Below are 15816 nucleotides of genomic sequence, written 5' to 3'. Positions count from 1 at the left end.
CCGAGGGGTCCGACCCCGGCTCTCCGCCTTTGGGTGGTTTTTTTGGCCGCCGGCAGCGAAACTGAACAGGTTGCCAAGGCCGGCGCGATGGTGCAGACTCGCGCTTTTGTTGCAGCCTTTATTGCAACCATCACACAGGGGCGCGCCACGCGCGGCCCGGGAGCAGGACACATGCAGCACACACCACCATCGGCCGGAGCCGACCCCGAAGCGGGCGCGGCCGACCATCTGCGTCCGCGCGGCTCCAACCAGACCGGCCTGCGCCAGTTCAACGAGCGCGTGCTGCTGCAGGCGATGCGCCTGCACGGCGCGCTGCCCAAGGCCGAGCTGGCGCGGCTGACCGCGCTGAGCACGCAGACGGTGGCGCTGATCGTCGCCCGCCTTGAACAGGACGCGCTGGTGCACAAGCACGCCCCGCTGCGCGGCAAGATCGGCCAGCCCTCGGTGCCGATCGCCCTCAACCCGGACGGCGCCTTCTCGTTCGGCGTCAACATCGGCCGCCGCCGCCTCGACGTGCTGCTGATCGACTTCACCGGCGTGGTGCGCCAGCGCGCCTCGCTGGCCTACCGCTTCCCCGAGCAGGAGGTGGTGTTCCCCGCCATCGCCGCCGAGGTGGCGCGCATGCGCGGTGCGCTGCCGGCGCCGTTGCGCGCCCGTCTGCAGGGGGTCGGCGTGGCCGCGCCGCTGCAACTGGACCGCTGGCACGCGCTGATGGGCACGCCGCCGGGCCAGGCCGGCTGCTGGGAGCGGCAGGACATCGCCGCCCGCATCGCCGCCGACACCGGCCTGCCGGTGCGCTTCGCCAAGGACACGGCGGCGGCCTGCGTCGCCGAGTTGGTGGCGGGACGCGGGCGCAGCGTCAAGAGTTTCCTCTATCTGTTCGTCGACACCTTCATCGGCGGCGGCCTGGTGCTCGACAGCCAGCTCTACGCCGGCCTGCACGGCAACGCCGGCGCGGTCGGCTCGCTGCCGCTGGGCGTGGCGGGCGCGGGCGACGGTGGTGGTGGAGGAGGAGGAGGAGCAGGTGGTGGCGCCGGTGGCGCCGCGCCGCCGGCGCAGCTGCTCAGCGTGGCCTCGCTGCTCGGGCTGGAGCAGCGCTACACCCAGGCCGGCCTCGACCCCACCGCCGCCACCGACGAGCGCGCCATGCAGGCACCCTGGAAGGCACACAGCGCGCTCTGGGCGGAGCAGGGCGGCGGCGCCATCGCGATGGCGCTGGCCAGTGCCAACTGCCTGCTCGACCTGGACGGCGCCATCGTCGACGGCTCCTGTAGCCGCGCCCTGCTTGAGCTGTTGCTCGACGCGGTGACGCTGGCGCTGCGCCGCTACAACTGGGAGGGCGCGCGCTGCCCGCAGGTGCTGGCCGGCACCATCGGCGCCGACGCGCGCGCGCTGGGCGGCGCCTTGCTGCCGCTGTATGTCAACTTCGCGCCCGATCCCGAGGTGTTCCTCAAACTCGACGTGTGAATTCAGCGCGGAATAGGGAAGCGCTAAGAAGCCGTCGTTCCGCATCGGTGGGGCGCCGCGCGGGCGAGAACTCATGCGGCGCATGAGTTCTCGCCATGCCCCGCCTGCGTCCTCCCCATATGCCGCACTCTGCCTGGCGCGGCATGGGTTCCCGCTGGCGCGGGAACGACGAATTGGGGGCTATGCGAAGTGGCCTAAACAGCCGAGCTGCGCGGGCGGCGGTGGTCGCCGGAACGCGCCGGCGGCGGCCGTCCCGCTCAGAACTCCTCCCACTCCTCGTTGCTGACTTTTTTGGTCGGCGCGACACGGGTCGGCGCCGGCGCCGGCGCGGCGGCGCGTGGTGGCGGCGCCTTGCGCGCCAGCGCCAACCGGGCCACCGGCGCCGCCGTCCGCGCCGGGGCGGACGGGATGGCGGCGCGGCGCACCGGCGCGGCCAGGGCGGCCACCCCGGCCGACTGGTCGAGGCGGAACACGCTGACCACCTGCGCCTGGTTGGCGGCCTGATCCTGCAGCGCCTCGGCGGCGGCGGCGGCCTGTTCGACCAGCGCGGCGTTTTGCTGGGTCACCGTGTCCATCTGGCTGATCGCATGGCTGATCTGCTCGATGCCGGCGATCTGCTCGGCGCTGGCCGAGGAGATCTCCTGCATGATGTCGGTGACGCGGCGCACGCTGTCGACGATCTCGGTCATCGTCGTGCCGGCCTGCTCGACCAATCTGCTGCCGGCCTCGACCTTGTCGACCGAGTCGCCGATCAACTCCTTGATCTCCTTGGCCGCCGCCGCCGAGCGCTGCGCCAGGTTGCGCACCTCGGTGGCGACAACGGCGAAGCCGCGCCCCTGCTCGCCGGCCCTGGCCGCCTCGACCGCCGCGTTGAGCGCCAGAATATTCGTCTGGAAGGCGATGCCGTCGATCACGCCGATGATGTCGGCGATGTTCTTCGACGAGGCGTTGATCGAGCTCATCGTCTCGACCACCTGGGCCACCACGTCGCCGCCGCGCAGCGCCACCGCCGAGGCCGACGCCGCCAGCGTGTTGGCCTGGCGCGCGTTGTCGGCGTTCTGCTTGACGGTGCCGGTCAGCTGCTCCATCGACGAGGCGGTCTCCTCCAGCGAACTGGCCTGCTGCTCGGTGCGCGAGGACAGGTCGGCGTTGCCGCGCGCGATCTCGGCCGAGGCGGTGGCGATGGTGTCGGTGCCGCGGCGCACCTCGCCGACGATGCCCACCAGGCTGCTGTTCATCGCCCCCAGCGCGGTCAGCAGCTGGCCCGTCTCGTCGCGCGAGTGGGCCTCGATGTGGCTGCTCAGGTCGCCGCCGGCGACGGTCTGGGCGATGTGCACGGCGTTCGCCAAGGGGGTGACGATGTTGCCGCTTAACATCCAGGCCAGCACCGCGGCCAGCGCCAAGGCGGCGACGCCGCCGAACAGCATGGTGTTGGCGGTGCGCCCGTGCAACGCATCGGCCTGCTTGGCGCGCACCGCCAGCAGGCCCTCCTCGGCCTGGCTGATCTGATCGAGCAGGGCGCGCATCTTCTCCATGCCGGCGCGGCCCCTGCCGGCCTTGACGAAGTCGAGCACCCGTTCGAGGCTGGCGCTGTCGCCGGCCTGGCGGCGCAGCGTCAGCACCGGCTCGATCGCCTGAGTCAGCCACTCGCCTTGGGTCTGTTCCAGCCGCCGCAAACGGTCCTGCTGGGTCGGATTGTCGGCCGTCAGCGCGCGCGTCTTGTCGTAGTGGGCGCGGAAGTCGGCCTGGGCCTGTTTGTAGGGCGCCAGCGCGCTCTCGTCGCCGGTCAGGGCATAGGCGCGCTCGGCCGTCTCGATGTTGAGCAGGCTCTCGTGCACCGCCTGCGCCTCGGCCATCACCTGGTAGGTGTGGATGTTCCAGCCGTTGGCCTGCGACAGGCTGCTGAAGTTGAGATAGGCGCTGGCCATCAGGGCGACCATGATGGCGACAACAGCGCCGAAACCGAGGTAGAGTTTGGGGCGGATGCCCAGGTCGGAGAAGCGCATGCCGTGACTCCTTGATTGCGGGTTGAAAGCTGGGTTGATCGAGATCAACCCAACGACTTTAGCATTTTCAGCCCCCAACAAATTCACGGATTGTTGCGTTGCGATGGAACCACATTTCACATTGCGGCTATTTAAGGGCCAAGTCTGGCATATTCGATGAACGCCGGCTCGTTGCCCGGCGCCCGCGTGGCGTCGTTTTGGTTCACCGAAGCGTCCTTCGACGTGCCGTTCAGCGTCCAGTGCCCAACCGGGTCTTTGGCTGGCAAGGAGCTGGTGCCATATTCAAAGACCTCGTTCGGCGTCAGCACGCGGTTGTACAGAATGATGTCCGACATCTGCCATATGGAATCGATTTCCCGCGACGCCCCGGCGGTGTAACTCTTTTCGCGTCCCACCATGATGGCGTTGCCCGGCACCACCTGGTTGGAAAACGGTGGCGGGTTTGCTCCTTGCGCCTGGTACATCAGGAAGTCGTCGACATACAGCGAGATACAGCCATTCGCCCCGACGGTGTAGGTGCAGCGCACCCATTCGTTCAGCACGTCGCTTGGCGCGCCGTGGCCGCTGTTGCTGCTTTGGCCGCTGGTGCTGGCGATCGACATATAGCTCATGCAGGCTTGCTGCAAGACGTTCCAACCTTGGGTTGCATTGCGATGTTGGATGAACGATTGATAGCTTTGCTGGGTATATTTCACTTGGCGTATGGTGAACGACAGCGACATGTCCCGGCTGTTGTACACATCACGGTGGGGAATGGTGAGATAGCGGCCTTGCGCCTGGCTGACTTCAAAATTGAGCACGGTTGAATGGAAGGGTTTCTTGCTACGCTGTATCAGATCGTCTGCCACGGTCGACGCAAAATTGGGCAGCTCGGCCTTCAATACGTCGAACACTTCGGCGCGCGCTGCATTCTGGCCGGTCGCCGTTTGCAGGATGTTCCAGCCATCCTGTTTCGCTGTTTCGGTCATGGTCGCGGCGCAATTCCATGCCCAGTGGGCAGCGAGTTGTACGCCGGTGCGGGCCATGTTGCGCAGCAGGGCGCGCAAGTCCTCCTGGGGATGGGGGAGGAGTCTTTCCTGCCGGGTGCTGAGGCCGAAACTGCCGATAAAGAAGGGTTTCTTGAGCTCGCCGGCGACCTTTTGCATGACTTTCAGGTAGCCCAGCGAGCAACTGGAGTAGTCCGCCCGCAAGTCGCCAGCTTCTTGCGCGCTGCTGACGTATTCATTGTCCAGAAACAGGTTCTGGCACAGACAGTCGACCGGATCGGGATTGAGGTCCAGCAGGGTGTCGCTCAGGTACTTGTCCAGGTAGAAATCCGGCTGGCGCGGCGCGGTGTGGGGGATGCCGGCGTTGCCGGATGAAATCATGCGGCCCAAGGGGTCATGGTTGCGGATCTGTACGGCGACTTCTCTGATCATGTCCGCCGCATGGATGGTGGGCAGCGGCGTGCCGCCCTTGCCATCTGCGTCGGCATTCAGGCGCACATTGAGGATTTCCTGATTCGCCATCCAGGCCGCGATGCCGGTATGGTTGGCCAAGCGCGCGGTGAAGGCGGCGCTGAATGCGCGCAGGTAATTGCGGCTTTTGGAGTACGCATCCGTCAATGCGACATTCGTTTCGCCAACCAGCGCCGGAATCGCCTGCACGTTCCAGAAAGGGCAGGCGATGACGCCGATATCGTTCTGTCGGGCGCAATCGAGATAGGCTTGCAGCAGGCTCCAGTAAGTCGAATTGATGTTCAGGTTGCGCACGGTGTTGTCGGCATTGAAGTCCGGCTGGCCCACCACACGGCCCCAGTTGAAGTAGCCCTTCAGACCGTTGAACGGGGCCAGCATCACTTGCACATATTTGAATCCTTGCTGGCGCAGGAAGCGGAAGTCGTCCGGATAGGCCGGGTAGTTGGCATGGCCGGCTTGAATGCTGGCGGCCGGAATCTGGCCCCAATTCAGGGTTTCCAGATGGCTGTAGGCGTTCAGTCCGATCGATGCGACGCGGCCCGTGTTCAAGTGCTGGCCGTCGAATTCCTGCATGACTCCATTGATGACTTTGATGTATGGCACGGATGGCTTCCTTGAATTGATTGAAATATTTCTATTTTTTCATATTGAAGTATATGCAATTTTTATTTCAAATGTATGTATCTTGGCGCGCGGCAGGCAAAAAAATGGCCGCGTTGAACGCGGCCGGATATCCCGGTTGACCGGCGCCACGGCGCCGGACTACATCAGGATGACGTCGTACTGTTCCTGATGATAGGCGGTCTCGACCTGCAGCGAGATCTTCTTGCCGATGAAGTCGCCCAGCATGGCCAGATGCTGCGACTCCTCTTCCAGGAACATGTCGACCACCTCCTGCGAGGCGAGGATGCGGAACTCGCGCGGATTGAACTGCTTGGCTTCGCGCAGCAGCTCGCGCAGGATCTCGTAGCAAATGGTGCGCGAGGTCTTCACTTGGCCCTTGCCGGCGCAGGCCGGGCAGGGCTCGCACAGGATGTGGGCGAGCGACTCGCGGGTGCGCTTGCGCGTCATCTCGACCAGACCCAGCGCCGAGAAGCTGCTCACCGAGACCTTGGTGCGGTCGCGCGACAGCGTCTTCTTCAACTCGGTGAGCACGGCGTTGCGGTGCTCGGCGTTGTCCATGTCGATGAAGTCGAGGATGATGATGCCGCCCAGGTTGCGCAGGCGCAGCTGGCGGGCGATGGCGTGGGCCGCCTCCAGGTTGGTCTTGAAGATGGTGTCGGCGAAGTTGCGTCCGCCGACGAAACCGCCGGTGTTGACGTCGATGGTGGTCATCGCCTCGGTCTGGTCGACGATCAGGTAGCCGCCCGATTTGAGGTCGACGCGCCGGCCCAGCGCGCGCAGGATTTCCTCCTCGACGCCGTACAGGTCGAACAGCGGCCGCTCGCCGGTGTAGTGCTGCAGGCGCGGCAGCACGCTCGGCGTGTAGGTCTTGGCGAATTCGGACAGGTTGATGAAGTTCTCGCGCGAGTCGACCTGGATGCTCGCCGTCTCCTCGTGGACGAAGTCGCGCAGCACGCGCTGGGCCAGGCTCAGATCCTGGTGCAGCAGGGTGGTGGCCGGCTTGGTGCGGGCGCCGTCGCCGATCGCCGCCCAGGTCTTGCGCAGGTATTCGACGTCGGCGCCGATGTCCGAGTCGGAGGCGTCTTCGGCCTGGGTGCGCACGATGTAGCCGCCCTTCTCGTCGGCCGGCAGCAGGCTTTGCAGGCGCGTGCGCAGCGCCTCGCGGTCGGACTCCTTCTCGATCTTCTGCGAGATGCCGATGTGCGAATCCTGCGGCAAATAGACCAGCATGCGGCCGGCGATCGAGATCTGCGTCGACAGGCGCGCGCCCTTGGTGCCGATCGGGTCCTTGATCACCTGCACCGTCAGCACCTGGCCGTCGAACAGGATCTTCTCGATCGGCGTGGGGGCGGCGTTCTGGCCGTCGTGCGGGCGGGCTTCCCATATGTCGGCGACGTGCAGGAAGGCGGCGCGCTCCAGGCCGATGTCGATGAAGGCCGACTGCATGCCGGGCAGCACGCGCACCACCTTGCCGGAGTAGACGTTGCCGGCCAGGCCGCGCGTCAAGGTGCGCTCGATGTGGAGTTCCTGCACGGCGCCCTGCATGATGAGGGCGACCCGGGTTTCCTGCGGGGTGATGTTGATCAGTATGTCTTCGTTCATGTGTCTCGTTTGCCTGCTGGTGGGTGGGGGAGGCGAACGACGATCATACACGGGCTTATGGCAATGGCAAACCTGCTTGGCGCAGCAACTGGGCCGTTTCGTACAGCGGCAGGCCCATGATGCCGGAATGGCTGCCTTCGATGTGCTCGATGAAGCTGGCGGCGGGACCCTGGATGCCGTAGCCGCCGGCCTTGTCGTAGGGTTCCTGGCCGGCGCAGTAGGCGGCGATGGCGGCCGCCGACAGCACGCCGAAGCGGACGTTGGAGACCTGCGTGATCTGGCCGCTGAAGTCGGCGTGGTGGACGGCGATGGCGGTCAGCACCTGGTGGGTGCGGCCGGACAGCTGTTCGAGCATGGCGACGGCCTCGGCGCGGTCGGCCGGCTTGCCGAGGATAGTGCCGTCGATGGTGACGGTGGTGTCGGCGGTGAGGACCGGGCGCGGCCGCAGATGGCGGCGCTGCACCAGGTTCCAGGCGAAGGCGGCCTTCTCGCGGGCGACCCGCTCGACGTACGCCAGCGGCGCCTCGGCGGCCAGCACCTCTTCGGTGACGTCGGCGCCGCGCGGGCCGTCGCTGCGCAGCAGCAGGAGTTCGAAATCGATGCCGATCTGGCGCAGTAGTTCACGCCGGCGCGGACTTTTGGAGGCGAGGTAGATCGTCTTGTCGAAGGGTTTCATCGTTGAAGTGTAGTGCCTAGTTGCCGCCAGGGCAAGTCGCGCCGGGGCGAAGGTGCACCTGTGTAGCGGAGAAACCCCGGCGGCGTGGATCTGGGGACGGACCCCGTGGGGTCCGTCCCCGGCTCTTTGCCGCCGGGGTTTGCCGGCGCCGTCGGCGCCTCGGCTGGACGGCGCATGTTTCAGACGCGGTGGTAGGGGTGGTTCTGGGTGATCGACCAGGCGCGGTAGAGCTGCTCGGCGAGCACCACCCGCACCACGCCGTGCGGCAGGGTCATGCTGGAGATGCGGATCAAGCCTTCGGCGCGGGCCTTCAGCTCGGGGTCGAGGCCGTCGGCGCCGCCGATCAGGAAGGCCGTGTCGCGGCCGTCCTGCTGCCACGCTTCGAGCTGCTGCGACAGGCCGACCGAGGTCAGATCCTTGCCGCGCTCGTCGAGCGCGATGATGCGCACCGACTTGGGCAGCGCCGCCTCGATGCGCTCACGTTCGAGCGCCATCGCGGTGGCGGCGGTCTTGCTGCCGGAACGCTCGACCGGCTTGATTTCCTTCAGCACGATGCGTAGTTCCGGCGGCATGCGCTTGGCATACTCGGCGAAGCCCGTCTCTATCCAGGCCGGCATTTTGTGGCCGACCGCGACGATAAGGAGCTGCATCGAGCCTTACTCGGCGACTTTTTTGATGCGCTTGATGACCGTCTTGGCCGGCGCTTCGGCGGCCACTTTCGGCGCCTTCGGCGCTTTCGGTTTCGGTGGCAGCGCCTTCAGTGCGGCCGCCGCGGCGGTGGCGCTCTTGGTCGAGGCGACCTTGACGACCTTGCCCACCGGGGTGGCGGCTTTCTTGGCGGCCGGCTTTTTGGCGGCGCTGGTGGCGGCGGCTTTTTTGGCCGGCGCTTTCTTCTCTTTCTTCTCGATCACCGGGCTGGCCGAGACGGCCGTTTTCGACGCCGCCAAGTGGCCGCTGGTCTTCTTCGGTTCGTCGTCGCCCTCGGCTTTTTTGACGCGCTTGGCGGCGCCCAGCTTGACCGGCTTGTCGCCCCAGATTTCTTCCAGGCGGTAGTAGGCGCGGATTGGCGCTTGCATGATGTGGACGATCATGTCGCCCAGGTCGACCAGCACCCATTCGCCGGTGTCTTCGCCTTCGATGCCGTAGACGTCGCCGCCGGCGGCCTTGATCTTGTCGCGTACGGAGGCGGCCAGCGCCTTGGTCTGGCGGTTCGAGGTGCCGGAGGCGATGGCGATCCGGTCGAACAGGCTGGTCAGGTGAACGGTGTCGAATACGACGATGTCTTGTGCTTTGACGTCTTCGAGGGCGTCAACGACGAGGGTTTGCAGTTTTTTGATGTCCATTTAGCTTTTGTATAGATTATGTTGTTCAATATAGTCTAGCACTAGCGGCGCGATAAGCGAGTTTGCCTTATCCCCCCGTTGTAATGCCGCACGTATTTGGGTGGCGGAGATATCCACCGCGAAGTCCTGTGCCAGATAAGTCAGACCGTGCGGCGTGTTGCGGATTTGTTCAATACTATTTAGTCGGGCGGAAAACTCGCTGGCGACGGCGGCCGGCAGGCCCGCCTCGGCCAACGCGAAACCGGACCGGGTGGCGACGCAGACGTGCGCGTAGTCGAACAGCTGGCGCCAGTCGTGCCAAGTGTCGAGCCGTTGCAGCTGGTCGGCGCCGATGACGAACACCAGCGAGGCTTCCGGCCCCAGTTCGGCGCGCAGCTGACGCAGCGTGTCGATGGTGTAGCTGGGTTGGCCGTTGGCGCCGCGTTCGATTTCCCGCGTGTCGATCAGCACCGGCACGGCCAGTCCGGCGAAGGCCAGGCGGGCCATCTCGGCGCGTTGTTCCGGTGTCGCCCGCAGGCTGTTTTTCTGCCATTGGCGGCCGACCGGAATCACCCGCAGCTGGGTCGCCCGCAGCAGTGCCGCGAAGTGGGCGCCGAGGCTGACATGGGCGTTGTGGACCGGATCGAAACTGCCTCCCAGCAGCACGACGCATGGCCTCACGTGGCCAGCCAGTCGCGCGGCGGCAGGAAGTCGGTGTACAGCGCCGCCTCGGGCGTGCCGTCCTCCGGTTGCCAGTCGTAGCGCCATTTGACGACGGGCGGCATCGACATCATGATCGCCTCGGTGCGGCCGGCGCCCGACTGCAGGCCGAACAAGGTGCCGCGGTCGAAGATCAGGTTGAACTCGACATAGCGGCCGCGCCGGTAGGCCTGGAAGTCGCGTTCGCGTTCGCCGTAGGGCGTGTCCTTGCGGCGCGCCAGCAAGGGCAGGTAGGCGTCGAGGAAACCGTCGCCGACGCTGCGCACCATGGCGAAGCTGGCTTCGAAGCCGGCGGCGTTGTAGTCGTCGAAGAAGATGCCGCCGACGCCGCGCGCCTCGCGCCGGTGTTTCAGGTAGAAGTACTCGTCGCACCACTGTTTGTAGCGCGGATGCAGCTCGTCGCCGAACGGCGCCAGGGCGTCGCGGCAGACGCGGTGGAAGTGCGTCGCGTCCTCGCTGTAGCCGTAGTAGGGGGTCAGGTCCATGCCGCCGCCGAACCAGCACACCGGCGTGCCGTCGGCCGTGCTGGTGGAAAAGAAGCGCACGTTCATGTGCACCGTCGGCGCGTGCGGGTTGCGCGGATGCAGCACCAGCGACACGCCCATCGCCTCCCACGGCCGGCCGGCCAGCTCGGGCCGGTGCGCCGAGGCGGACGGCGGCAGCGCCGGGCCGGTCACGTGCGAGAAGTTGACGCCGCCGCGCTCGATCACATTGCCTTCCTCGATCAGGCGGGTGACGCCGCCGCCGCCTTCCGGCCGCGCCCACTCGTCGCGCAGGAACGCCTTGCCGTCCAGCGACTCAAGCGCCTGGACGATACGGGTTTGCAGCTCAAGCAGATAGGCTTTGACGGCGGGAGGATTGGGGAAAAACGACATTGTGCGGCGCAAAACAAAAAGTAAGGATCGATTGTACCCTGTTGCGCGTTTTTGTGATAGCAGCGAATGGGCCATCGTCGAGCGGCGCTGTTCCGCCGTCGTCCCCGCGCAGGCGGGGACCCATGCCGGGCGGGCGCTTGCCAGGTGGGCTACGCAGGACCCCGAAAACCACCCAGCGGCCAAGAGCCGGGGTCGGACCCGCGGGGTCCGACCCCAGGTTTGCGCCTGTGGGTTTCTTTAGATCAGTGCTTCAGGCCGCGCCAGCCGATGTCGCGGCGGCACTGCATGCCCTCGAAGCCGATCTGGTCGACCGTCTCGTAGGCCTGCTTCTGCGCCATCTTGACGCTGTCGCCCAGGCCGACCACGCACAGCACGCGGCCGCCGCTGACCTGCAACTGGCCGTCGACTTCGACGGTGCCGGCGTGGAAGGTGACCGACTCGGCCGTTTCGGCCGGGATGCCGTCGATCACGGCGCCCTTCAGCGGCGCGTCCGGATAGCCGGCGGCGGCCAGCACCACGCCGACGGCGGTGCGGCGGTCCCACTCCAGCTCGACGGCGTCGAGCGTGCCGTTGACGGCGTGCTCCATCACCGTCAGCAGGTCGGTCTTCAGGCGCGCCATGATCGGCTGCGTTTCGGGATCGCCCATGCGGCAGTTGAACTCCAGCGTGCGCGGCGTGCCCTTGTCGTCGATCATCAGGCCGGCGTAGAGGAAGCCGGTGAACGGGATGCCGTCCTTGGCCATGCCGGCGATGGTCGGGTCGATGATCTCGCGCATCACGCGGGCGTGCATGGCCGGCGTGACGATCGGCGCCGGCGAGTAGGCGCCCATGCCGCCGGTGTTCGGTCCCTGGTCGTGGTCCTTCAGGCGCTTGTGGTCCTGGCTGGTGGCCAGCGGCAGGATGTTTTTGCCGTCGCACATGACGATGAAGCTGGCCTCCTCGCCGGCGAGGAATTCCTCGATGACGATGCGGGCGCCGGCGTCGCCGAAGCGGTTGTCGGCCAACATGTCGTCGACCGCCTGGTGCGCCTCGTCCAGCGACATGGCCACCACCACGCCCTTGCCGGCGGCCAGGCCGTCGGCCTTGATGACGATGGGCGCGCCCATCGCGTCGATGAAGGCGTGCGCCGGGGCGACCTCGGAGAAGGTCTGGTAGCGCGCCGTCGGAATGCCGTGGCGCTGCATGAAGGCCTTGGCGAAGTCCTTCGACGATTCGAGTTGCGCCGCTTCCTTGGTCGGGCCGAACACCTTCAGGCCACGGGCGCGGAACAGGTTGACGATGCCGCCGGCCAGCGGGGTTTCCGGGCCGACCACGGTCAGGCCGATGTTCTGCTGCTCGACGAAGTTGGCCAGCTCGTGCAGGTCGGTGATGTTGACGTTGACCAGGCGCGAATCGCGCGCGGTGCCGCCGTTGCCTGGAGCGACATACACCATCTGGATGCGCTCGGATTGCGCCAATTTCCATGCCAGCGCGTGTTCGCGGCCGCCGGAGCCGACTACCAAAATTTTCATAGGACCGTTCATTCAAAAGGAGAGCGGAAAACGGCGGCCTCGCGGCCGCCGTCCGGGGGAGCTGGCGCCGATCAGTCTTCGATCAGCGCGTTCGAATAAATTTCCTGCACGTCGTCGAGGTTTTCCAGGGCGTCCAGCAGTTTTTGCATCTTGACGGCGTCGTCGCCGGTGAACACGGTTTCGGTGGCGGGCTTCATGATGATCTCGGCCACTTCGGCCTTGAAGCCGGCCGCGTCGAGCGCGTCCTTGACGTTGGCGAAGTCGTTCGGCGGGCACAGCACCTCGAAGCCGCCCTCGTCGTCGGCCACCACGTCCTCGGCGCCCGCTTCGAGCGCCGCTTCCATCAGCGCGTCCTCGTTGACGCCGGGGGCGAAGAGGAGCTGGCCGCAGTGCTTGAACATGAAGGACACCGAGTTCTCCGCGCCCATGTTGCCGCCGTGCTTGTTGAAGGCGTGGCGCACCTCGGCCACCGTGCGCACCCGGTTGTCGGTCATGCAGTCGACGATGATGGCCGCGCCGCCGATGCCGTAGCCCTCGTAGCGGACCTCCTCGTAGGCGGCGCCGTCCTCGCCGCCGGTGCCGCGGTTGACCGCGCGCGACACGTTATCTTTCGGCATGTTGGCGTCGGCCGCCTTCTCGACCGCCAGGCGCAGGCGCGGATTGGTGGCGACGTCGCCGCCACCCATGCGCGCGGCGACGGTGATCTCCTTGATCAGACGCGTCCAGATTTTTCCACGTTTAGCGTCCGTTGCGGCCTTTTTATGCTTGATATTGGCCCATTTGCTGTGTCCAGCCATGTTCGATCTTCCTTCGGCGGTGAGTCGGTGAGGCCGGTATTTTAGCATACCGGCAGGGGCGGAACCGCGCCCGCCGGGCTCTTTCGCTGCGCCGCAGCAACGGCCGCGCTGCGCCGCACCAATAGAGGAAACCTTCAATTTCTTGTAGGCAAGCGGTCATCTGGCGGTGCTAGGATTGCCTTTTGGCGGTTTTGATATCATTTCATCGGGAGACAGCAAGATGGACAGAAGGCAGTTTTTGAAATACAGCGGATTCATCACCGTGTCGGCGGCCAGCACCGGCCTGGCCGGTTGCGGCGGCGGCAGCACCCAGGCCGACCCGGCCGTGCCGCCGGCCGCTGGCGCCAACTGGACCTTCCCGCAGAGCATAGCCTCGGGCGACCCGCGCGCCGACAGCGTCATGCTGTGGACCCGCGCGCTGCCGGCCGGCGCCGATCCGGTCGGCCCGGCGCCCAGCGCCGCCGACGTCGGCCTGCGTCTGCTGGTCACCGCCGCCGACAACGCCGCCGCGCTGGGCAGCAACGCCGCGCTGAGCGGCACGGCCGTGGTCGACGTCACGCTGACCCTCAAGTCGGCCTTCGACAACACGGTGCGCCACAAGGTCACCGGCCTGGCCGCCAACACCGTCTACTACTACCAGTTCGTCGCCGGCGACGTGCGTTCCAACGTCGGCCGCTGCAAGACCGCGCCGGCGGCCGACGCCGACGTCGCCCAGCTGCAGTTCGCCTACCTGACCTGCCAGGACTGGAGCGTCAACCACTGGGGCGCGCTGGGCAACATCGCCGCCACCGAGAAGCTCGACTTCATCGTCCACCTGGGCGACTACATCTACGAGACGGTCGGCGAGGACTTCCAGCTCGGCGCCGTGGAGGGCCGCCACGACAAGCTCAAGCTGCCCGACGGCGCCTACAAGAACGGCACGTCCGGCGCGCGCTACGCCACCACCCTGGCCGACTACCGCTACCTGTACAAGAAATACCGTACCGACAGCCGCCTGCAGGCGGTGCACGAGCGCTTCGCCTTCATCGCCATCTGGGACGACCACGAGTTCTCCGACGATTGCTGGCAGGACGCCGAAACCTACGAGGGCAGCTTCAACGCCGACGGCAGCGACCTGCACCAGCCGCAGCGCCGGCGCAGCGCCAACCAGGCCTGGTTCGAATACATGCCGGCCGACGTCAGCTTCGACACGGCCAGCGACAGCTTCCAGAACATCAAGATCTACCGCGACTTCCAGTTCGGTAAGCTGATGCAGCTGGTGATGACCGACGAGCGCCTGTACCGCTCCGACCACGCCATCCCCGAAGCGGCGATCAACCCGGCCACCGGCAAGCCGCTGGGCAGCCTGGGCGCGCGCTATCTGGTGCCGCAGGACGTGCTGGCCGGCGCCGAGGCGAAGAAGATGGCCGGCGGCGCCAGCATCGGCGCCGATCCGCTGAGCATCGTCGGCATCCTCGGCACCACCCAGCGCGCCTGGTGGAAGGACAAGATGAAGTCCGCCACCAGCACCTGGAAATTGTGGGGCAACGAGGTTTCGCTGCTGCGCATGGGCCTGAACGGCACCGACGCCGTCGCCGCGCTGCTGGCGTTGAACTCGATCGCCACCCTGGCCGGCAAGGTCGGCACGACCGCCGCCGCCGTCGGCGGCAACGTGCCGGTGGCCGCCGCCCTGGTCGCCGCCGTCACCGCCGGCGCCGGCAACGCCGTGGCGCAGGCCGCCGCCGGCGCCATCGCCGGCGCCGCCGCCAACACCACCGCGCGCGCCGCGGCGGCAATCGGCGCCGGCCTGAGCGCCGCGCAGGCCGGCATCGCCGCCGCCACCTTCGGCGCCGCCGCCGCCGCGACGGGCGCCGAGGCGCAGGCCACGGCCGCCGCCCAGACCATCGCCTTCGGCTGGATCAAGCCGGACATCCAGGCCAACAAGGCCGCCTCGGTGTTCGTCGCCGCCTCCGGCAAGCAGGCCGCGCTGGCGCCGTTCTTCACCCGCTTCCTGCTCAATTGCGACCAGTGGGACGGCTTCAACGCCGAACGCAAGGACCTGCTGGCCCACCTGAAGAGCAACAGCGTCGGCAACGTGGTGGCGCTGACCGGCGACATCCACTCCTTCTTCGCCGGCACCGTCAACGACGACTTCGACGCCGCCGGCGGCGGCACGCCGGTGATGGTCGACCTGGTTTCGGCCGGCATCAGCTCGGACTCCTTCTACACCTACATCAAGTCGGCCGCCGACGGCCTGGGCGACATCGCCGCGCTGGTCACCTACCCGCTGCCGATCCCGGTGCCGGGCGTGGGCACGCTGACCCTGCCGCTCAACCTGCTCGACTACACGATGGGCAAGGCGGCGCCGACCGTCGATACGCTGGCCGAACAGATCCGCGTGCAGCTGCGCGGCGCCTTGGGCGCGGCCGGCTTGCCGGAGGTTCAGCTCGATCCGACCGTGGCCGCCGTGCTGGCCGGCCTGAAGGCCAACAGCGCCTTCAGCGTCACCTTGCTGGGTCTGGCGCAGCAGCTCGCCGCGCTGGGCAACAACCCTTGGCTCAAGCATCTGAACACCGACGCCCAGGGCTACACCGTGGTCACGCTGACCCCGGGCAAGCTGGTGGCGCAGTTCAAGCAGGTCAACAAGCTGGTCGGCGGCAACGCCCCGGCCACCGTGGTGGCGCGCGTCACCACGGCCACGGTTGAAGCGGGCAAGGCGGCGGTGACCGTCGCCTAGCGCGCCAGCTAGTCGCAGAAAACCCAGCGGCAAGGACTGGGGT

General features: G+C 66.9%; 12 protein-coding genes. 2 read left to right on the top strand and 10 right to left on the bottom strand.

The annotated features are described in order from the left end of the window. Positions 1 to 171 precede the first annotated feature (171 nt). Positions 172 to 1467 (top strand): ROK family protein, encoded by a 1296-nt coding sequence (locus tag H7U20_RS24205; RefSeq protein ID WP_199761703.1) that lies wholly within the window; start codon positions 172 to 174, stop codon positions 1465 to 1467. A gap of 257 nt (positions 1468 to 1724) precedes the next feature. Here the strand turns inward: H7U20_RS24205 and H7U20_RS24200 are convergent, their stop codons facing one another. The 10 genes from H7U20_RS24200 to H7U20_RS24155 form a co-directional block, all read right to left on the bottom strand. Beyond that, on the bottom strand, positions 1725 to 3473 hold the full coding sequence (locus H7U20_RS24200; RefSeq protein ID WP_199761702.1) for a methyl-accepting chemotaxis protein: 1749 nt from the start codon (positions 3471 to 3473) through the stop codon (positions 1725 to 1727). 131 nt (positions 3474 to 3604) lie between these two features. Continuing rightward, on the bottom strand, positions 3605 to 5533 hold the full coding sequence (locus H7U20_RS31000; protein ID WP_199761701.1) for a LamG-like jellyroll fold domain-containing protein: 1929 nt from the start codon (positions 5531 to 5533) through the stop codon (positions 3605 to 3607). Positions 5534 to 5692: 159 nt separating this feature from the next. After that, positions 5693 to 7156 (bottom strand): ribonuclease G, encoded by a 1464-nt coding sequence (rng, locus tag H7U20_RS24190; protein ID WP_199761700.1) that lies wholly within the window; start codon positions 7154 to 7156, stop codon positions 5693 to 5695. 55 nt (positions 7157 to 7211) lie between these two features. Further along, positions 7212 to 7832 (bottom strand): Maf family protein, encoded by a 621-nt coding sequence (locus tag H7U20_RS24185; RefSeq protein WP_199761699.1) that lies wholly within the window; start codon positions 7830 to 7832, stop codon positions 7212 to 7214. Between the two features lie 179 nt (positions 7833 to 8011). After that, positions 8012 to 8482: a 23S rRNA (pseudouridine(1915)-N(3))-methyltransferase RlmH gene (gene rlmH, locus H7U20_RS24180; protein ID WP_199761698.1), complete on the bottom strand. Its 471-nt coding sequence runs from the start codon at positions 8480 to 8482 to the stop codon at positions 8012 to 8014. Between the two features lie 6 nt (positions 8483 to 8488). Next, positions 8489 to 9175, bottom strand: a complete 687-nt coding sequence (rsfS, locus tag H7U20_RS24175) for a ribosome silencing factor (protein ID WP_199761697.1) — start codon at positions 9173 to 9175, stop codon at positions 8489 to 8491. Then, the gene (locus H7U20_RS24170; RefSeq protein WP_370593243.1) at positions 9176 to 9835 is read right to left on the bottom strand and encodes a nicotinate-nucleotide adenylyltransferase; all 660 of its coding nucleotides are present in this window, start codon (positions 9833 to 9835) and stop codon (positions 9176 to 9178) included. Continuing rightward, positions 9832 to 10749 (bottom strand): oxygen-dependent coproporphyrinogen oxidase, encoded by a 918-nt coding sequence (hemF, locus tag H7U20_RS24165; RefSeq protein ID WP_199761695.1) that lies wholly within the window; start codon positions 10747 to 10749, stop codon positions 9832 to 9834. The genes H7U20_RS24170 and hemF overlap by 4 nt, the downstream gene beginning before the upstream one ends. A 242-nt stretch (positions 10750 to 10991) precedes the next feature. After that, a complete protein-coding gene (gene purD, locus H7U20_RS24160; protein WP_199761694.1) occupies positions 10992 to 12260 on the bottom strand; it encodes a phosphoribosylamine--glycine ligase in 1269 nt (422 codons plus the stop codon). Between the two features lie 71 nt (positions 12261 to 12331). Next, a complete protein-coding gene (locus H7U20_RS24155) occupies positions 12332 to 13057 on the bottom strand; it encodes a YebC/PmpR family DNA-binding transcriptional regulator (RefSeq protein WP_199761693.1) in 726 nt (241 codons plus the stop codon). A gap of 238 nt (positions 13058 to 13295) precedes the next feature. Between H7U20_RS24155 and H7U20_RS24150 the strand changes: the two genes are divergently transcribed. Beyond that, positions 13296 to 15773, top strand: coding sequence for an alkaline phosphatase D family protein (locus tag H7U20_RS24150; RefSeq protein WP_370593242.1), 2478 nt, complete (start codon positions 13296 to 13298; stop codon positions 15771 to 15773). Positions 15774 to 15816 lie beyond the last annotated feature (43 nt).

Source organism: Rugamonas violacea, from assembly GCF_016461825.1.
Classification (GTDB): domain Bacteria; phylum Pseudomonadota; class Gammaproteobacteria; order Burkholderiales; family Burkholderiaceae_D; genus Rugamonas.
The sequence above is the reverse complement of the archived record's forward strand: the minus strand, read 5'-3'. Positions and strand labels throughout refer to the sequence as shown.

What these genes read in the sequence shown, in the direction of transcription:
- H7U20_RS24205 (WP_199761703.1), top strand. Translation starts at nt 172, where the DNA reads ATGCAGCACACACCACCATCGGCCGGAGCCGACCCCGAAGCGGGCGCG.
- H7U20_RS24155 (WP_199761693.1), bottom strand. Translation starts at nt 13,057, where the DNA reads ATGGCTGGACACAGCAAATGGGCCAATATCAAGCATAAAAAGGCCGCA.
- H7U20_RS24200 (WP_199761702.1), bottom strand. Translation starts at nt 3,473, where the DNA reads ATGCGCTTCTCCGACCTGGGCATCCGCCCCAAACTCTACCTCGGTTTC.
- hemF (WP_199761695.1), bottom strand. Translation starts at nt 10,749, where the DNA reads ATGTCGTTTTTCCCCAATCCTCCCGCCGTCAAAGCCTATCTGCTTGAG.
- rlmH (WP_199761698.1), bottom strand. Translation starts at nt 8,482, where the DNA reads ATGCAGCTCCTTATCGTCGCGGTCGGCCACAAAATGCCGGCCTGGATA.
- rng (WP_199761700.1), bottom strand. Translation starts at nt 7,156, where the DNA reads ATGAACGAAGACATACTGATCAACATCACCCCGCAGGAAACCCGGGTC.
- H7U20_RS24185 (WP_199761699.1), bottom strand. Translation starts at nt 7,832, where the DNA reads ATGAAACCCTTCGACAAGACGATCTACCTCGCCTCCAAAAGTCCGCGC.
- purD (WP_199761694.1), bottom strand. Translation starts at nt 12,260, where the DNA reads ATGAAAATTTTGGTAGTCGGCTCCGGCGGCCGCGAACACGCGCTGGCA.
- rsfS (WP_199761697.1), bottom strand. Translation starts at nt 9,175, where the DNA reads ATGGACATCAAAAAACTGCAAACCCTCGTCGTTGACGCCCTCGAAGAC.